This window comes from Nocardia cyriacigeorgica NBRC 100375, assembly GCF_000308555.1.
GTDB classification, from domain to species: domain Bacteria; phylum Actinomycetota; class Actinomycetes; order Mycobacteriales; family Mycobacteriaceae; genus Nocardia; species Nocardia cyriacigeorgica.
On sequence record NZ_BAFY01000321.1, the window covers coordinates 1 to 13,227 of the forward strand.

Genomic DNA, 13,227 nt, shown 5'->3' on the forward strand with positions numbered 1-13,227 from the left:
GCCTGCTTGGCGATCAGCGACAGATCGATCAGGTCGACCACGCTCGCGCGCAGCGCGTCGCCGGTGATGCGCTGTGACTCGGCGTCGAGAGTGCTCTTGATGGGGACCGACATCGTTGCTGCCTCCTCATGGGGTTGGGTATCGACCGGTCACGATCGGTCTACCCGGTTCCCGGCCGCCAAACCCGGACCCGCGGATGGCCGGCCGCCGTGTGAGCACCGGTACAGCGGGTACTGCCCTGGCAAAAACGTCACCGGATGGTGGCCGGATCAGGAGGAGCACGCATGGATGAGCTGAGTGCGGTTGCGCTGGTGTGCACGTTGAAGAAGTCGCCGGCCGAGTCCAGTAGCGACCTGCTGGCCCGGCAGGTGCTGGCGGAGTTCGCCCAGCACCAGGTGCGCGGAGAGATCGTGCGGGTGGTGGACTACGACGTGTTGCCCGGGGTCACCGCCGACGAGGGCGAGGGGGATCAGTGGCCACAGATCCGCGAGAAGATCCTGGCCGCCGACATCCTGCTGGTGTCAACGCCCACCTGGCTCGGCCATATGTCCTCGGTGGCGCAGCGGATGCTCGAGCGGCTCGACGCCGAGCTGTCCAACACCGACGACCGCGGCCGCCCGGCCATGTTCGACAAAGTCGCCACGTCGGCGGTGGTCGGCAACGAGGACGGTGCGCACAAGATCACCGCCGATCTGTTCCAGGCCCTCGACGACATCGGGTTCAGCATTCCGGGACAGGGCGGCACGTATTGGAACGGTGAGGCGATGAGCGGCGTCGACTATCTGGATCTCGACTCCGTGCCCAAGGCCGTCGCCACCACGAACGCGACGCTGGCCCGTAACGCCGCGCATCTGGCGCGGCTGCTGCGCGCGCAGCCTTATCCGGCCTGAACGCGCGTTCAGCTGGACTCGTGGCGCTCCAACCCCACGGCGTCGGTGAGTTCCTCGCGGTGCTTGCGCAGGCCCGGGTATTCGGGGCCGAGCTCGTCCATCAGGTCGCCGAGCGCGTCGGCGATCGCGTTGAGCTTGTGCTGCACCGCCTCGTCCGAGCGCGTCTGGGTGTTCTGTAACAGCGCGACCAGCAGGAACGTGATGATCGTGGTCGCGGTGTTGATCACCAACTGCCAGGTGTCGATGTTGCGCAGCACCAGGATGCTCGGCGCCCACACCAGCACGATCAGCACACAGAAGGCGAAGAACCAGGCTTTGGACACCGTCGCCGCGGCGCGGCTGGCGAAGCGATCGAAGATGGAGCGATCGTCGCTGACATCGGAGGGCAGCAGCGCGCGGCCTCGCTTCTCACTCATCACCGAGACCTCCTCACGCTCACTGCCCGGGAAGCGGCGACGTCATATCCTGCTATGAGAGCGGTACCCGGGAAATACCGCGGCAAACGTTCGCACCGCCCGGCCCGGCTTTCCCGGCGAATTATGCCGCTTCCCCGCGGTGCGGGAATTGTGGATTTCTACGACGCATGCGCGGATATCGGCTGAGGAATCAAGAACGACCCGGAGAGCGACATTTCGTGCGCGCCTTGTGTTCTGATGGGGCCGGTCCCGAATCCGGGACGCCATCGCAGAGCACAACCGAGGAATGTTTATGAACTCCAGAATTATTCGTCCGCTCGCCGTCGCCGGCCTGGTTCTCACCGCGGCCGCGATCGGCGCCGCCCCCGCCTCCGCTGAGACCGCCGCCCCCGTCGCGGGATCGGTCGAGGTGTGCGCGCCGATCCACCTCGGGCCGCTGGAGCTGAGCTTCTGCCTGTAGCAACCCTGTTCGGTCGCCGCGGCGGTGGCGTGTCCCGTCGCCACCGCCGCGGCGACCCGGGCGCGGCGGCCGCCGGCCTCGATTGTTGGAATCTATAAACGTTTCCGATATCCGTTCCACCTTGTCACAATCGAAGGTCACGACATGGCAACGGGTTCTCGCGGTAGCGTGAGTCCCTGCCCAGCAGCCCTGGGTGGGAAGGAATTACCATGTCTGTCGCAGCCTCAGCCGAACCATTTCTCACCTCTTCCGGTCGGCCGGTATCCACTCCACTGAAGGATGTACGGACCATTTCCCGTCAGATGGTCGGCCATTTCATCGAAAATGTCGTGCCGTGTGCCACGCTCCCGGGCGAAGCGCTCGACGGCGATATCACCACGGTGACGCGGATCTGCCTGGAATTGACCAACAGCATGCTGGACGGGCGCGACCTACGCGGCCGAACCGAACGGGTGCAAGACGCCGCGGCGGACTGGGCGCGCGAGGGCATCCCGATCGACACCATCCATCACGCCATCCACGAGGGCTTCAAGCTCGGATTCGACCTGATCCTGGAAAACGGCACCATCCACGATTTCGACACCGCGGTCGGGGTGGCCAGGCGATTGATGGATGCCCAGGACATGATCAACTCGGCCGTCTCGTTGGCCTATGTGCGCGAACTGCGATCGGTAGTCAGTGAACACCACACGGCCGTGCACACGCTGACCTCGGCGCTGCTGGGCGGGCAGAGCACCTCCACCATGGCCCGCGAGTGCGGGATCGAAGTGGCCGAGCGCTACCACGTTGTGGCGCTGGAGCTTCCACCGCATCCCGAGGAGAAGGTCTCGGCGCTCGACGAGAAGATCGTCGCGCGCCGCAAGCTGCGCCGCGTGCAGGCCGAACTGGCCAACCGGTGCGCCGGCAAGGTGCTGTCGCTGCTCAGTGTGGACGGCGGCACCCTGCTGCTGCCTGCCACCGAGTTCACCGACGCCGACCTCGACCGGCTGATCGACAACCTCTCCGTCGCAGGCCAGGTCCCGATCCGAGCGGTCGCGACGACGGCGACGCCCGCGCAGATCCCCGGCGTCGCCGAGCAGGTCCACGAGCTGGTCGATATCGTGCACCTGCTCGGCGGCGAGAGCAAGGTGTATCGCCCGCATGAGCTGGCCTTCGAGTACCAATTGACCCGCCCCGGCCCCGCCCGCGACTACTTGAGCTCGGTCCTCGATTCCCTCGAGGCGTACCCGGAATTGCTCACCACCCTCGAGGTGCACATGGCCACGAATATGCAGCGCTCGCGGTCGGCCCGCAAACTCTACGTGCACACCAACACCGTGGACTACCGATTGAAACGCATCGGCCAGATCACCGGATTCGACCCGAACGACGTCACCGGGCTGTGCTATCTGCGGGCGGCGCTGCTGATTCGCGCCCACCGCGGGCGCGGCATGGTCGACGTCGCCTGATCTGGGCGACGCCGACCGCTTCTGACCTCACATTCGGTGAGGCTGTGTCGTCGCAGTGGTGTCACATTCGCGGTTCGGGCGGTGTCTTGTGTCCGGCCCCGAATACCACTCGATCGAAAGAAGCCCATGACACTGTCTGTTGTGGTCGGCGCCGGCGGCGTCGGCACCCTGACCGCGCAACTGCTCGCCGACGCCGGACACGAGGTCCGGTTGATCACGCGTAGTGGGAGCGGGCCGCGCGATCGGCGGATCGAGTGCCTCGCCGCCGACGCCGGCGACACCGCGCGGCTGATCGAGCTGACCTCGGGCGCCGAGACACTGTTCAACTGCGCCGCGCCGCCGTATCACCGCTGGCGCACCGAGCTGTTGCCGCTGTTCGGCTCCCTGCTGCGGGCCGCGGAGGCAACAGGTGCCGGATACGTGATGCTCGGCAACCTGTACGGCTACGGCGCACCCACGGCGCCGATGACCGAGGATCTGCCGATGACGCCGAATTCGGTCAAAGGCCGGGTGCGTGCGCAGGCCTGGCAGGAAGCGTCGGCGGCCTATGCGGCGGGACGGGTGCGCGTCACCGAAGTGCGGGCCAGTGATTTCCTCGGCCCCGGCGCCCGGTCCACCTTCGCCGTCATGGTGGCGGCCAAGGTCTTGTCCGGGAAGACGGCCATGCTGCCAGGCGATCTGGAGGCGCCGCACAGCTGGACCGGCACCGCCGACGCGGCCCGCACGCTCATCGCCCTCGCCGAGGACGACCGCGCCTGGGGCCGGGCCTGGCACGTACCCACCAATCCACCCGTCTCACCCCGTCAGCTGGCCGAGCGGCTCGCCCGCGTCGCCGGCGCGCCTGCGCCGACACTGCGCCGCATGCCGGGCTGGATGCTGCGCGCGGGCGGTCTGACCTCCCCGGTCGTCCGGGAGCTTCGCGAAGTGCAGTACCAGCTCGACCGGCCGTTCGTCATCGACTCGAGCCTGACCGAGCAGACGTTCGGACTCGCGCCGACGCCGCTGCCCGACATCCTGCACAGCATGGTTGCGGCATCCTGATCCCTTGCACACATCGTCGCCGCCACGAAATATCCCATCATCCCAGGAGTAATCACGATCGAACTTCTCGGCTTGAACACGAGTACCCCGGGTATCCGCGCAACGGGGACAACGACCCGAGGAGACACACTCATGGCACATCAGCTCACCAGGCTCGGCGCGGCCGCGGCGATCGCGACCGCAGCGGTCATCGCCGGTTCCGGACAGGCCGCCGCCCAGCCGACCAGCGTCACGATCGACGGCAATATGCAGGTCCTCGGCATGAACGTGCTGCACGTGGACGCCCAGAGTTCGCCGGGTGATCCCACGACCGGCACCTATGTGGCCACCGCCAAGCTCGGCAATATGAACCTGCCGATACGCGTCACCGGCCCGGTCACCTGCCTGACGGTCCGCGACAACACCGTCTCGCTGGTCTACCCGATCACCACCATGGAACCGGTGATGCTGTTCCCGCCGGATTCGATGGCCATCCAGATCACGGTCATGAAGGGCCAGGCAGGTCAGCCGAACCGGATCGGCTATGGCATGCCGATGCCGACCAGCAGCTTCCGCGGCTGCGAACCGGGCCCGACTCCGCTGATGTTCGACGGGACCATCGACATCAGGTGATCGCCGGGTAGCGGTCCCGGAAGCCGCATCGACTACCGGGCCGGGCCTGGCGGGGCCCGGTCACAGTCGCTGACGCCGCCGGACCTCCCGCCTGCACCGGCCGGGAGGATCGACCCGGCACGGGTTCGTACCGATCGCGGACACGAGGCCGATGATGCCTCCGGCCTCGTCCCGACGCGACTAGCGTTCGTCCCATGAGTGGCGTCAGCGATCCACCGGACAGCAACAACACCGACCGTGAACCGTCCGTTGCCGCGACCCCGGACGCGGACGCCGCCGATGCCGCCGATGCCGCAACCTTCCACTCCGCCCATCCCGCACATCCGGCGGCGGGCCGCGGTTCGGTCAACAAACCGGTGTTCCTCGCCGCCGCGGGCATCGTGCTCGTGTTCGCCATCTGGGCGCTGGCCGCCCCGGAGAGCGCGGAAACCGTGGTGGGCGAGGTCAAGACCTTCATCTCCACCTGGTTCGGCTGGTGGTACTTCATTCTGGCGACCGGCATCGTCGGGCTCGTGGTGTTCCTCGGCGTCAGCCGCTACGGCCGCTACCGGCTCGGCCCGGAGGAATCGCGCCCGGAATACAGCCTGTTCACCTGGACCGCGATGCTGTTCGCCGCCGGAATCGGCATCGACCTGATGTTCTTCTCGGTCGCCGAACCGGTCTACAACTACCTCTACCCGCCCACCGGGCCGGCCCAGACCAACGAGGCCGCCCGTGCGGCGACGACCTGGACGATCTTCCACTACGGCCTCAGCGGCTGGGCCATGTACACGCTGATGGGCGCCGCGCTCGCCTATTTCGCGTTCCGGCACAATCTGCCGCTCACCATTCGCGCCGCCCTCTACCCCATCTTCGGTAAGCGGGTACACGGCCGCTGGGGCGACGCCATCGACGTGGCCGCGGTCCTCGGCACCATCTTCGGCATCGCCACCTCCCTCGGCATCGGGATCGTGCAGCTCAATTACGGCCTGCACGAGATGTTCGGCATCGACCAGGGCAAAGCCGCCCAGATCGGGCTGATCGTGCTGTCGGTGATCGTGGCGACGATTTCGGCGACCACCGGTGTGGACCGCGGGATCCGGCGGCTGTCGGAACTCAACGTCATCATGGCGATCGCGCTGCTGATCTACATCCTGGTGGCGGGCCGCTCGGATTTCCTGCTCAACGCCCTCGCCCAGAACGCCGGCGATTACGTCTCGACCTTCCTCGACCGCACCCTCGACACCTTCGCCTGGGAACGCAATCCGGAGACGCCGAACCAGCCCACCGCCTGGCTGGATGCCTGGACGTTGTTCTTCTGGGCCTGGTGGGTGGCGTGGGCGCCGTTCGTCGGACTGTTCCTGGCGCGGATCTCGCGCGGGCGCACGCTGCGCCAGTTCGTGTTCGGGGTGCTGGTGGTGCCGTTCAGCTTCATCCTGATGTGGATCTCGATCTTCGGTAACAGCGCCCTCGACCTCGCCCGCGAGGACGCCGAATTCGCCGAGACGACCGCGGCGCAGGCCGAGGTCGGGTTCTACTCACTACTCGAGCAATACCCGGGCGCGCCCTTGCTGCTCGGCATCGCGACCATCACCGGCCTGCTGTTCTACACCACCAGCGCCGACTCGGGTGCTCTGGTGATGGGCAACTTCACCTCGCGGCTGCCGAACCCGATGGCCGACTGTGCGAAGGGCACCCGCATCTTCTGGTCGGTGGCCATCGGGCTGCTCACGCTGTCGATGCTGTTCGCCGGCGCGGGTGGCTCCATCACCACGCTGCAGAACGCCACCATCATCATGGGGCTGCCGTTCTCGTTCGTGCTCGCGCTGATCGGTATCGCGTTGCTGCGGTCGGTGCGCAACGAGTCCTACAAGCTCGACAGCTTCCGCACCGCCCTGCCGCACGCCATCGCGGCGGGGCGCGGACCGGCCGAACACGGCAGTTGGCGCCGCAGGCTGCTGGCCACCATCAGCTATCCGGGGCCTGCGGCCACGCGCCGGTTCATGACCACTTCGGTGCTTCCCGCGGTGCGCGAGGTCGGCGCCGAGTTCACCAGGGCCGGTGTGGCGGCGACCATCGATGAGTCCGCGCGCAACGAGGGCATGCCGACCACGCGGCTGGTCGTCGATCAAGCCAATGAACCCCGGTTCGAATACTGCGTGTGGCCGGTTTCGGCCCCGACCCCGACCTATGCCGTTCTCGCCCAGCGCTCGCAGGACCGGTATTTCCGCTGCGAGGTCTATCTGGCGGAGGGCTCGCAGGGCTATTCGCTCAACGGCTACACCCGCGAGCAGATCATCGGCGACATTCTCGACCAATACGAACGTCATCTCGGCTACCTGCATCTGCGGCGCTCGGCGACCGATCATCACGAGCCGAATCCCGGCGACGTCGACACCGACAGCGATCCGGAAGGGAGAACCACTGCATGAGTGAGACCCTCTATATCGACGGCGCCTGGACCGCTGCCAGGTCCGGCGATACTCGCGAAATCCGTTGCCCGGCGGACAATTCCCTCGTCGGCGTGGTCGCCGAAGCAGGCGCCGCCGACACCGAGGCCGCCATAGCCGCGGCCCGGCGCGCCTTCGACGACGGCCCCTGGCGCCGGACCTCGGCCGACGAGCGCGGCGATCTGCTGCTGAAGGTCGCCGACGCCATCGATGCCAGGCGCGAGGAATTCGTCCGCGCGGAAACTCTGGACACCGGGAAGCGGCCCTACGAATCCGATATCGACATGTCCGATATCGCGCACTGTTTCCGGTATTTCGGCAAACTCGCCGGCGAAGATGCCGGCCGGGTCGTCGATGCGGGCTCACCGGATATCGATTCCCGCATCGTCTACGAGCCGGTCGGCGTGTGCGGTCTGATCACACCCTGGAATTACCCACTGCTGCAGGTCGCGTGGAAGGTGGCGCCCGCGCTGGCCGCTGGCAACACCTTCGTTCTGAAACCGGCGGAGCTGACCCCGCATACCTCGATTCTGTTGATGACGGTGCTGCACGAGCTCGGCCTGCCGCCCGGCGTGGCCAACCTGGTGCTCGGCGCGGGCGCGACCGCGGGTGCGCCGCTGTCCTCGCATCCCGACGTCGACCTGGTCTCGTTCACCGGCGGACTGGCCACCGGCCGGATCATCGCCCGCGAGGCGGCAGCGACGGTCAAGAAGGTGGCCCTCGAACTCGGCGGCAAGAACCCGAATGTGGTGTTCGCCGACGCCTGCGACACCGACGAACGGCTCGCTGCCGCCGTCGACAACGCGCTCAACGCCGCGTTCCTGCATTCGGGTCAGGTGTGTTCGGCCGGTGCGCGGCTGGTGATCGAGGAAGCCGCGCACGACCGTTTCGTCGACGAGCTGGTGCGCCGCGCCGAGCAGATCCGGCTCGGCCTGCCGTTCCACCCCGACACCGAGACCGGGCCGCTGATCTCGGCCGCGCACCGCGACAAGGTGCACGGCTATGTCGAGCAGGCCCGCGCCGACGGCGCCGTGATCCGCACCGGCGGCGCGTTCGCCACCGGCGACCGCGGCGCGGGCAACCTCGACGACGGCTACTTCTATCTGCCCACCGTCATCGACCGCGCCACCCGCGAGATGGCATGTGTGCACGATGAGGGGTTCGGTCCGACGGTCACCGTCGAGACGTTCACGACCGAGGACGAAGCCGTCGCCATCGCCAACGACACCGATTACGGGCTCGCGGGCGCGGTGTGGTCGGCCGATGCCGCCAGGGCGCGCCGGATCGCGGCCCGGCTGCGGCACGGCACCGTATGGGTCAACGATTTCGGTCCGTATCTGCCGCAGGCGGAGTGGGGCGGTTACGGCCACTCGGGGATCGGACGTGAGCTGGGGCCGTCGGGCCTGCACGAGTACCGCGAGGCCAAGCACGTCTACGAGAACCTCCGGCCGGGCGTCACCGGCTGGTTCGCCGACCGGAAGGAGCAGTCGTGAGCGAATACGATTATGTGGTCGTCGGTGGCGGGTCGGCCGGTGCGGCGGTCGCCGCCCGGCTGTCGGAGGATCCGGCGGTGACGGTGTGCCTGCTCGAGGCCGGGCCCAGCGACGTCGGCGACGAGGTGATTCTGCGGCTGGACCGCTGGATGGAGCTACTCGAATCGGGTTACGACTGGGATTATCCGATCGAACCGCAGGAGAACGGCAATTCGTTCATGCGCCATGCCAGGGCCAAGGTGCTGGGTGGATGTTCCTCGCACAACAGCTGTATCGCGTTCTGGGCCCCGCGCGAGGATCTCGATTCGTGGGAACGTGAGCACGGCTGCACCGGCTGGGGCGCGGATTCGGTGTACCGGCTCTACAGCCGGATCGAGACCAATGACGCCCCCGGCGACCATCACGGGCGCACCGGGCCGGTGCACATCATGACGGTGCCGCCGGCGGATCCGTGCGGGGTCGCGCTGCTCGACGCCTGCGAGGCGGCCGGCATTCCCCGTGCGGAATTCAATTCCGGCAAGACGGTGATCAACGGCGCCAACTTCTTTCAGATCAACCGCCGCGCCGACGGCACGCGCGCCTCGTCCTCGGTGAGCTACCTGCATCCGGTGCTCGACCGCCCGAATCTGACCGTCCGGACCGGCGCCTGGGCCAAGAGGATCGTGCTCGACGGTGGCCGGGCGGTCGCGGTCGATATCACCGACAACGCCTTCGGCCGCACCACCCGGGTGCCGGCCCGCCGGGAGATCATCGTGTCCGCCGGTGCGATCGACTCGCCGAAACTGCTGATGCTCTCCGGAATCGGCCCTGCGGATCATCTGCGGGCCAACGACATCGAGGTGCTCGTCGACTCCCCCGGTGTGGGCGCTCATCTCCAGGATCATCCGGAGGGGGTGATCGGCTTCGAGACGACCCGGCCGATGGTGACCAGCTCCACCCAGTGGTGGGAGGCGGGCATCTTCACCACCACCGTCGACGGACTCGACCGGCCGGACCTGATGATGCATTACGGCAGTGTGCCCTTCGACATGCACACCGTGCGGCAGGGCTACCCCACCGCCGAGAACACCTTCTGCCTCACCCCCAACGTCACCCACGCCCGGTCGCGGGGGACGGTGCGGTTGCGCTCGCGTGATTTCCGCGACAAGCCGCGGGTGGATCCACGCTATTTCACCGACGCCGAGGGGCACGACATGCGCGTGATGATCGCCGGATTGCGCAAGGCCCGCGAGATCGCGGCCACCGCACCGCTGGCGCAATGGGTAGCGCGCGAGCTGTATCCGGGGCCGGGCACCGGCTCCGATGCCGAGCTCGCCGACTACATCCGCCGTACGCACAACACGGTGTATCACCCGGTGGGGACGGTGCGGATGGGCGCCGAGGACGACCCGCTGAGCCCGCTGGATCCGCAGCTGCGGGTCAAGGGCGTAGACGGTTTACGGGTCGCGGACGCGTCGGTGTTTCCCGCGCACACGACGGTGAACCCGAACATCACGGTGATGCTGGTCGGTGAGCGCTGCGCCGAACTCGTCGCCGCCGCGCGCTAGCCGTGGGTTCGGAGCACGAGCTACCCGAGGGCGCCATCTATACCGTCGGGCATTCCACGATGTCGATCGAGGATTTCGTCGAACTGTTGCACGGCTACGGAATCCGTCGCCTCGTCGACATCCGCACGATTCCGCGTTCACGGCACAATCCGCAGTTCAACAGCGACGAGTTGGCGGCGAGCCTGCACGAGGCCGGGATCGGCTACACACATCTGGCAGGGCTCGGCGGGCTGCGCCATTCCAGGAAGGACTCGCCGAACACCGGCTGGCGGAACACCAGTTTCCGTGGGTACGCCGACTATATGCAGACCGCCGAATTCGATGACGCACTCAGCGAACTCATGCGCCTGGCCCGGGGAGAACGCACCGCGATCATGTGCGCCGAAGCCGTTCCCTGGCGGTGCCACCGTTCGCTCGTCGCCGACGCGCTCACCGTGCGCGATGTGCCCGTCGTCGAGATCATCTCGGCGACGAGCCGACGCCGCCACACGCTGACATCGTTCGCCCGCGCGGAGGGAACTCGGCTCACCTACCCGCCCGAGGATGCCGCACAACGGTGATCACCTCGGACAAGGCCGCCGGCGCCTCGCTCCGTCCCAGCCCGCCGACCGGATCGCCGAACTCATTTGCGGGCGGCGGGATCATTCCATTCGAAGCAGCCGGTGGCGTGTCTGGTGGTCGTGGTTCCGCGGCGCAGTTCGGCGGTGACGCGGCCTTGCGCGCCATTGGTGAAATGCCGTGAGCCCGAACCTGTTCCGTGCCACGGCGGGTCGATGGCGACGGTTTTGCGCCGGGACACCGAGTCACAGATGATGTCGTAGTCGTAGCCGGGTCCGTGCGGTGCGCCGATGGGGGTGTCGCTCGGCGACTGCGTGCCCTGGTAGGCGTAGACGTGCAGACTGTCGGCTTCGCCGTGGGCGCAGCTGTAGGTGACGGTGACTTCGAGGGTTCCGCCGCTGTCGTCGGCGGCATCGGGCGAGTGCACGAAGGTGACCTCGTCGATGGCGAGGACTCCCCCGTATTCCGCGGCGGCCGGGGCGAACCCGGCCCCCGCGAGGACGCCGATCGTTATCGCGATGATGGCGGCGATCCGAGCGACGCCGCGCAAGCCGAACATGTCATACCCTCCACGAAGTACCAGCGTTGTCGTCGCACCTCGGCGGTGCGAACCTGCTACGACATTCGTCGCCGATACCGTCGTGGATAGGTGGACGGGCTAACTCCGTCCCCAGAGCCGGCCCCATACGGTGGCAGCGCCCGTGCGGCCCTTGGCAACCGGCTCTCGCGGTAGTCCTGCCTCGGGCGGGCAGGTGCCGCGTGCTTCTCCGTCTTCGCCCGTCCTCACGACCGCTTCCTCGCGTGCCACCGCCGCCCACGCTGTGGGCGAGGTCGGTGTGTCGGTGAGTACCGGCAAGACGACGGTGGGTTCGTCATCGAGTTCGGCCCGCAATCGGGTGAAGTACGCGTCCAGCGAGCCGTACCGGTCCGTCACTTCGTCGACGAATTCCAGCACAGCCGACCGTGAGCGCATCTGCATCATCGTCCTTTCTTCGCATTCCAGTACCGACCTGACCACCGAACGCCACGCACACGATCGCGAATCCCGCAGCGGGACAAGAGTTCACCGGGACACGCGCGACGCCGGGCCGTGCTCAACGGGGTGCCGACCGAACTCCACCCCCTGCGCCGCACCGCGGCTCGCATCCACTCTAGCCACATTTCAGCTAATTCGCCGCTGCCGCCCGAGATTGTGAGATCGTTGAGGCGGCCGCCCGACGGGCGGATCGACACACTCCGGACAAGTGGAACTACTTTTCAGAAGGAGTAACCATGGTGAGTGCAGGTGGATACGATCCTCGGCTCGGTTCGGCTACCGGGGTCACTCCCGGCGGCCTCGGCAAACGCACCGCAGCCCGGTTCATCGACTGGATCCTCGCCGCGATCATCGGCGCGATCTTCTTCTGGCTACTGAACATGATCTGGGATACCCCCGACTGGGTGTCCATCCTGCCGGGTGCCGGCTTCGGATTCCTGTACTTCCTCGCCTTCGAGGTGTCGACCGGATCGACGCCGGGCAAGAAGATTCTCGGACTGCACGTCAACGGGTCCGGGGGCGCCCCGAAGCCGAGTGTCAAGGATTCGGCCTTGCGCAATGCCTACATGTTGTTGAACCTGATTCCCTGGGTCGGGCCGATCCTGTGGTTCATCGCCGCGATCGCGATCGCGGTCACGATCAGTTCGAGCCCGACCAAGCAGGGATGGCACGACAAGCTGGCGGGCACGCAGGTCATCGACGAATGACCTCGCCGGTGCCGGATCGAGGCGGGCCGAGGACGTCGGTGGCCGGAGAGAGGACACGCTCATGGCATTGAACTGGAAACTCGTGATCGACAGCCGTGACGCGGCGACGCTCGCCGATTTCTGGGCCGCGGCGCTCGAATACGAGGTCGAAGATCCCAGCGTCCTCATCGACGAGCTACTGGCCGCCGGCCGGCTCCCCGAAGCCGCGGTCCGCGAGCATCAGGGGCGCAAGACCTTCCGTGGTTACGCCGCGATCCGGCATCCGGACGACCCCTTCGACCCGGCCAGCGGCGTCGGACAGGGCAGACGGCTGCTGTTCCAGGACGTCCCGGAGGCCAAAACCGTGAAGAACCGCCTGCACATCGACGTGCACAGCGCACCGGGGAGCCTCGAGGACCTGGTGCGGCGGCTCGAAGGCCTGGGGGCGACCCGGGTCCAGGAGTTCGACCACGGGCCTGCCGGACACTGGTGGGTGATGCTCGACCCGGAGGGCAACGAGTTCTGCGCCGCCTAGCCGGACTCGACGCCTGAGCCATCGGTAGCCACCCGGCCCGGCGGGTAACCCACGGATTCGGCTCCCCGGGCTCGCC

The 13,227-nt window shown here is 67.4% G+C and carries 14 protein-coding genes and 1 pseudogene; 11 read left to right on the forward strand and 4 right to left on the reverse strand.

The features are described 5' to 3' along the window. Positions 1–113 (reverse strand): annotated as a pseudogene (locus RJ05_RS32565) (DNA starvation/stationary phase protection protein); the annotation flags it as partial. A gap of 171 nt (positions 114–284) precedes the next feature. Between RJ05_RS32565 and RJ05_RS27185 the strand changes: the two are divergent. Next, positions 285–890: a flavodoxin family protein gene (locus RJ05_RS27185; protein WP_036542466.1), complete on the forward strand. Its 606-nt coding sequence runs from the start codon at positions 285–287 to the stop codon at positions 888–890. Between the two features lie 8 nt (positions 891–898). On the opposite strand, the gene RJ05_RS27190 is transcribed toward RJ05_RS27185, so the two are convergent. Then, positions 899–1,306, reverse strand: a complete 408-nt coding sequence (locus RJ05_RS27190; protein ID WP_036542469.1) for a low affinity iron permease family protein — start codon at positions 1,304–1,306, stop codon at positions 899–901. A 292-nt stretch (positions 1,307–1,598) separates the two neighbouring features. Between RJ05_RS27190 and RJ05_RS31730 the strand changes: the two genes are divergently transcribed. The 8 genes from RJ05_RS31730 to RJ05_RS27225 all read left to right on the forward strand — a co-directional run bounded on the left by RJ05_RS31730 (position 1,599) and on the right by RJ05_RS27225 (position 10,896). Continuing rightward, on the forward strand, positions 1,599–1,766 hold the full coding sequence (locus tag RJ05_RS31730) for a hypothetical protein (protein WP_169332979.1): 168 nt from the start codon (positions 1,599–1,601) through the stop codon (positions 1,764–1,766). A gap of 302 nt (positions 1,767–2,068) precedes the next feature. Next, positions 2,069–3,214: a PucR family transcriptional regulator gene (locus RJ05_RS27195; protein WP_081597572.1), complete on the forward strand. Its 1,146-nt coding sequence runs from the start codon at positions 2,069–2,071 to the stop codon at positions 3,212–3,214. Between the two features lie 126 nt (positions 3,215–3,340). Beyond that, complete coding sequence (locus tag RJ05_RS27200) at positions 3,341–4,255, forward strand: NAD-dependent epimerase/dehydratase family protein (RefSeq protein ID WP_036542474.1); 915 nt, start codon at positions 3,341–3,343, stop codon at positions 4,253–4,255. A gap of 132 nt (positions 4,256–4,387) precedes the next feature. Beyond that, the gene (locus RJ05_RS27205) at positions 4,388–4,867 is read left to right on the forward strand and encodes a hypothetical protein (protein ID WP_036542476.1); all 480 of its coding nucleotides are present in this window, start codon (positions 4,388–4,390) and stop codon (positions 4,865–4,867) included. Between the two features lie 194 nt (positions 4,868–5,061). Continuing rightward, a complete protein-coding gene (gene betT, locus RJ05_RS27210) occupies positions 5,062–7,278 on the forward strand; it encodes a choline BCCT transporter BetT (RefSeq protein WP_036542480.1) in 2,217 nt (738 codons plus the stop codon). Beyond that, on the forward strand, positions 7,275–8,789 hold the full coding sequence (locus RJ05_RS27215) for an aldehyde dehydrogenase family protein (protein ID WP_036542483.1): 1,515 nt from the start codon (positions 7,275–7,277) through the stop codon (positions 8,787–8,789). The genes betT and RJ05_RS27215 overlap by 4 nt, the downstream gene beginning before the upstream one ends. Continuing rightward, positions 8,786–10,336: a GMC family oxidoreductase gene (locus tag RJ05_RS27220; protein ID WP_036542486.1), complete on the forward strand. Its 1,551-nt coding sequence runs from the start codon at positions 8,786–8,788 to the stop codon at positions 10,334–10,336. Before RJ05_RS27215 ends, RJ05_RS27220 begins: the two co-directional genes overlap by 4 nt. Before the next feature lie 59 nt (positions 10,337–10,395). Beyond that, entirely contained in the window at positions 10,396–10,896 is a 501-nt protein-coding gene (locus RJ05_RS27225) for a DUF488 domain-containing protein (RefSeq protein WP_051016967.1), read from the forward strand. A 62-nt stretch (positions 10,897–10,958) separates the two neighbouring features. Here the strand turns inward: RJ05_RS27225 and RJ05_RS27230 are convergent, their stop codons facing one another. Further along, positions 10,959–11,453, reverse strand: a complete 495-nt coding sequence (locus RJ05_RS27230; protein ID WP_036542492.1) for a hypothetical protein — start codon at positions 11,451–11,453, stop codon at positions 10,959–10,961. 99 nt (positions 11,454–11,552) lie between these two features. Beyond that, positions 11,553–11,867 carry a hypothetical protein gene (locus tag RJ05_RS27235; protein WP_138445605.1) on the reverse strand — a complete coding sequence of 105 codons (315 nt, stop codon included), beginning with the start codon at positions 11,865–11,867 and terminating at the stop codon, positions 11,553–11,555. A 299-nt stretch (positions 11,868–12,166) separates the two neighbouring features. On the opposite strand from RJ05_RS27235, the gene RJ05_RS27240 reads away from it, so the two are divergent. Further along, the gene (locus tag RJ05_RS27240; protein ID WP_036542500.1) at positions 12,167–12,637 is read left to right on the forward strand and encodes an RDD family protein; all 471 of its coding nucleotides are present in this window, start codon (positions 12,167–12,169) and stop codon (positions 12,635–12,637) included. A 61-nt stretch (positions 12,638–12,698) separates the two neighbouring features. Continuing rightward, positions 12,699–13,151 carry a VOC family protein gene (locus RJ05_RS27245; protein WP_036542503.1) on the forward strand — a complete coding sequence of 151 codons (453 nt, stop codon included), beginning with the start codon at positions 12,699–12,701 and terminating at the stop codon, positions 13,149–13,151. The last annotated feature ends 76 nt before the right edge of the window (positions 13,152–13,227 follow it).

Excerpts from the sequence above, each read along its gene's own strand:
- RJ05_RS31730 (WP_169332979.1), top strand. The coding sequence starts at position 1,599 with ATGAACTCCAGAATTATTCGTCCGCTCGCCGTCGCCGGCCTGGTTCTC.
- RJ05_RS27190 (WP_036542469.1), bottom strand. The coding sequence starts at position 1,306 with ATGAGTGAGAAGCGAGGCCGCGCGCTGCTGCCCTCCGATGTCAGCGAC.
- RJ05_RS27205 (WP_036542476.1), top strand. The coding sequence starts at position 4,388 with ATGGCACATCAGCTCACCAGGCTCGGCGCGGCCGCGGCGATCGCGACC.
- RJ05_RS27240 (WP_036542500.1), top strand. The coding sequence starts at position 12,167 with ATGGTGAGTGCAGGTGGATACGATCCTCGGCTCGGTTCGGCTACCGGG.
- RJ05_RS27245 (WP_036542503.1), top strand. The coding sequence starts at position 12,699 with ATGGCATTGAACTGGAAACTCGTGATCGACAGCCGTGACGCGGCGACG.
- RJ05_RS27230 (WP_036542492.1), bottom strand. The coding sequence starts at position 11,453 with ATGTTCGGCTTGCGCGGCGTCGCTCGGATCGCCGCCATCATCGCGATA.
- RJ05_RS27200 (WP_036542474.1), top strand. The coding sequence starts at position 3,341 with ATGACACTGTCTGTTGTGGTCGGCGCCGGCGGCGTCGGCACCCTGACC.
- RJ05_RS27235 (WP_138445605.1), bottom strand. The coding sequence starts at position 11,867 with ATGCGCTCACGGTCGGCTGTGCTGGAATTCGTCGACGAAGTGACGGAC.
- RJ05_RS27225 (WP_051016967.1), top strand. The coding sequence starts at position 10,396 with ATGTCGATCGAGGATTTCGTCGAACTGTTGCACGGCTACGGAATCCGT.
- RJ05_RS27195 (WP_081597572.1), top strand. The coding sequence starts at position 2,069 with ATGGTCGGCCATTTCATCGAAAATGTCGTGCCGTGTGCCACGCTCCCG.
- RJ05_RS27215 (WP_036542483.1), top strand. The coding sequence starts at position 7,275 with ATGAGTGAGACCCTCTATATCGACGGCGCCTGGACCGCTGCCAGGTCC.
- RJ05_RS27185 (WP_036542466.1), top strand. The coding sequence starts at position 285 with ATGGATGAGCTGAGTGCGGTTGCGCTGGTGTGCACGTTGAAGAAGTCG.
- betT (WP_036542480.1), top strand. The coding sequence starts at position 5,062 with ATGAGTGGCGTCAGCGATCCACCGGACAGCAACAACACCGACCGTGAA.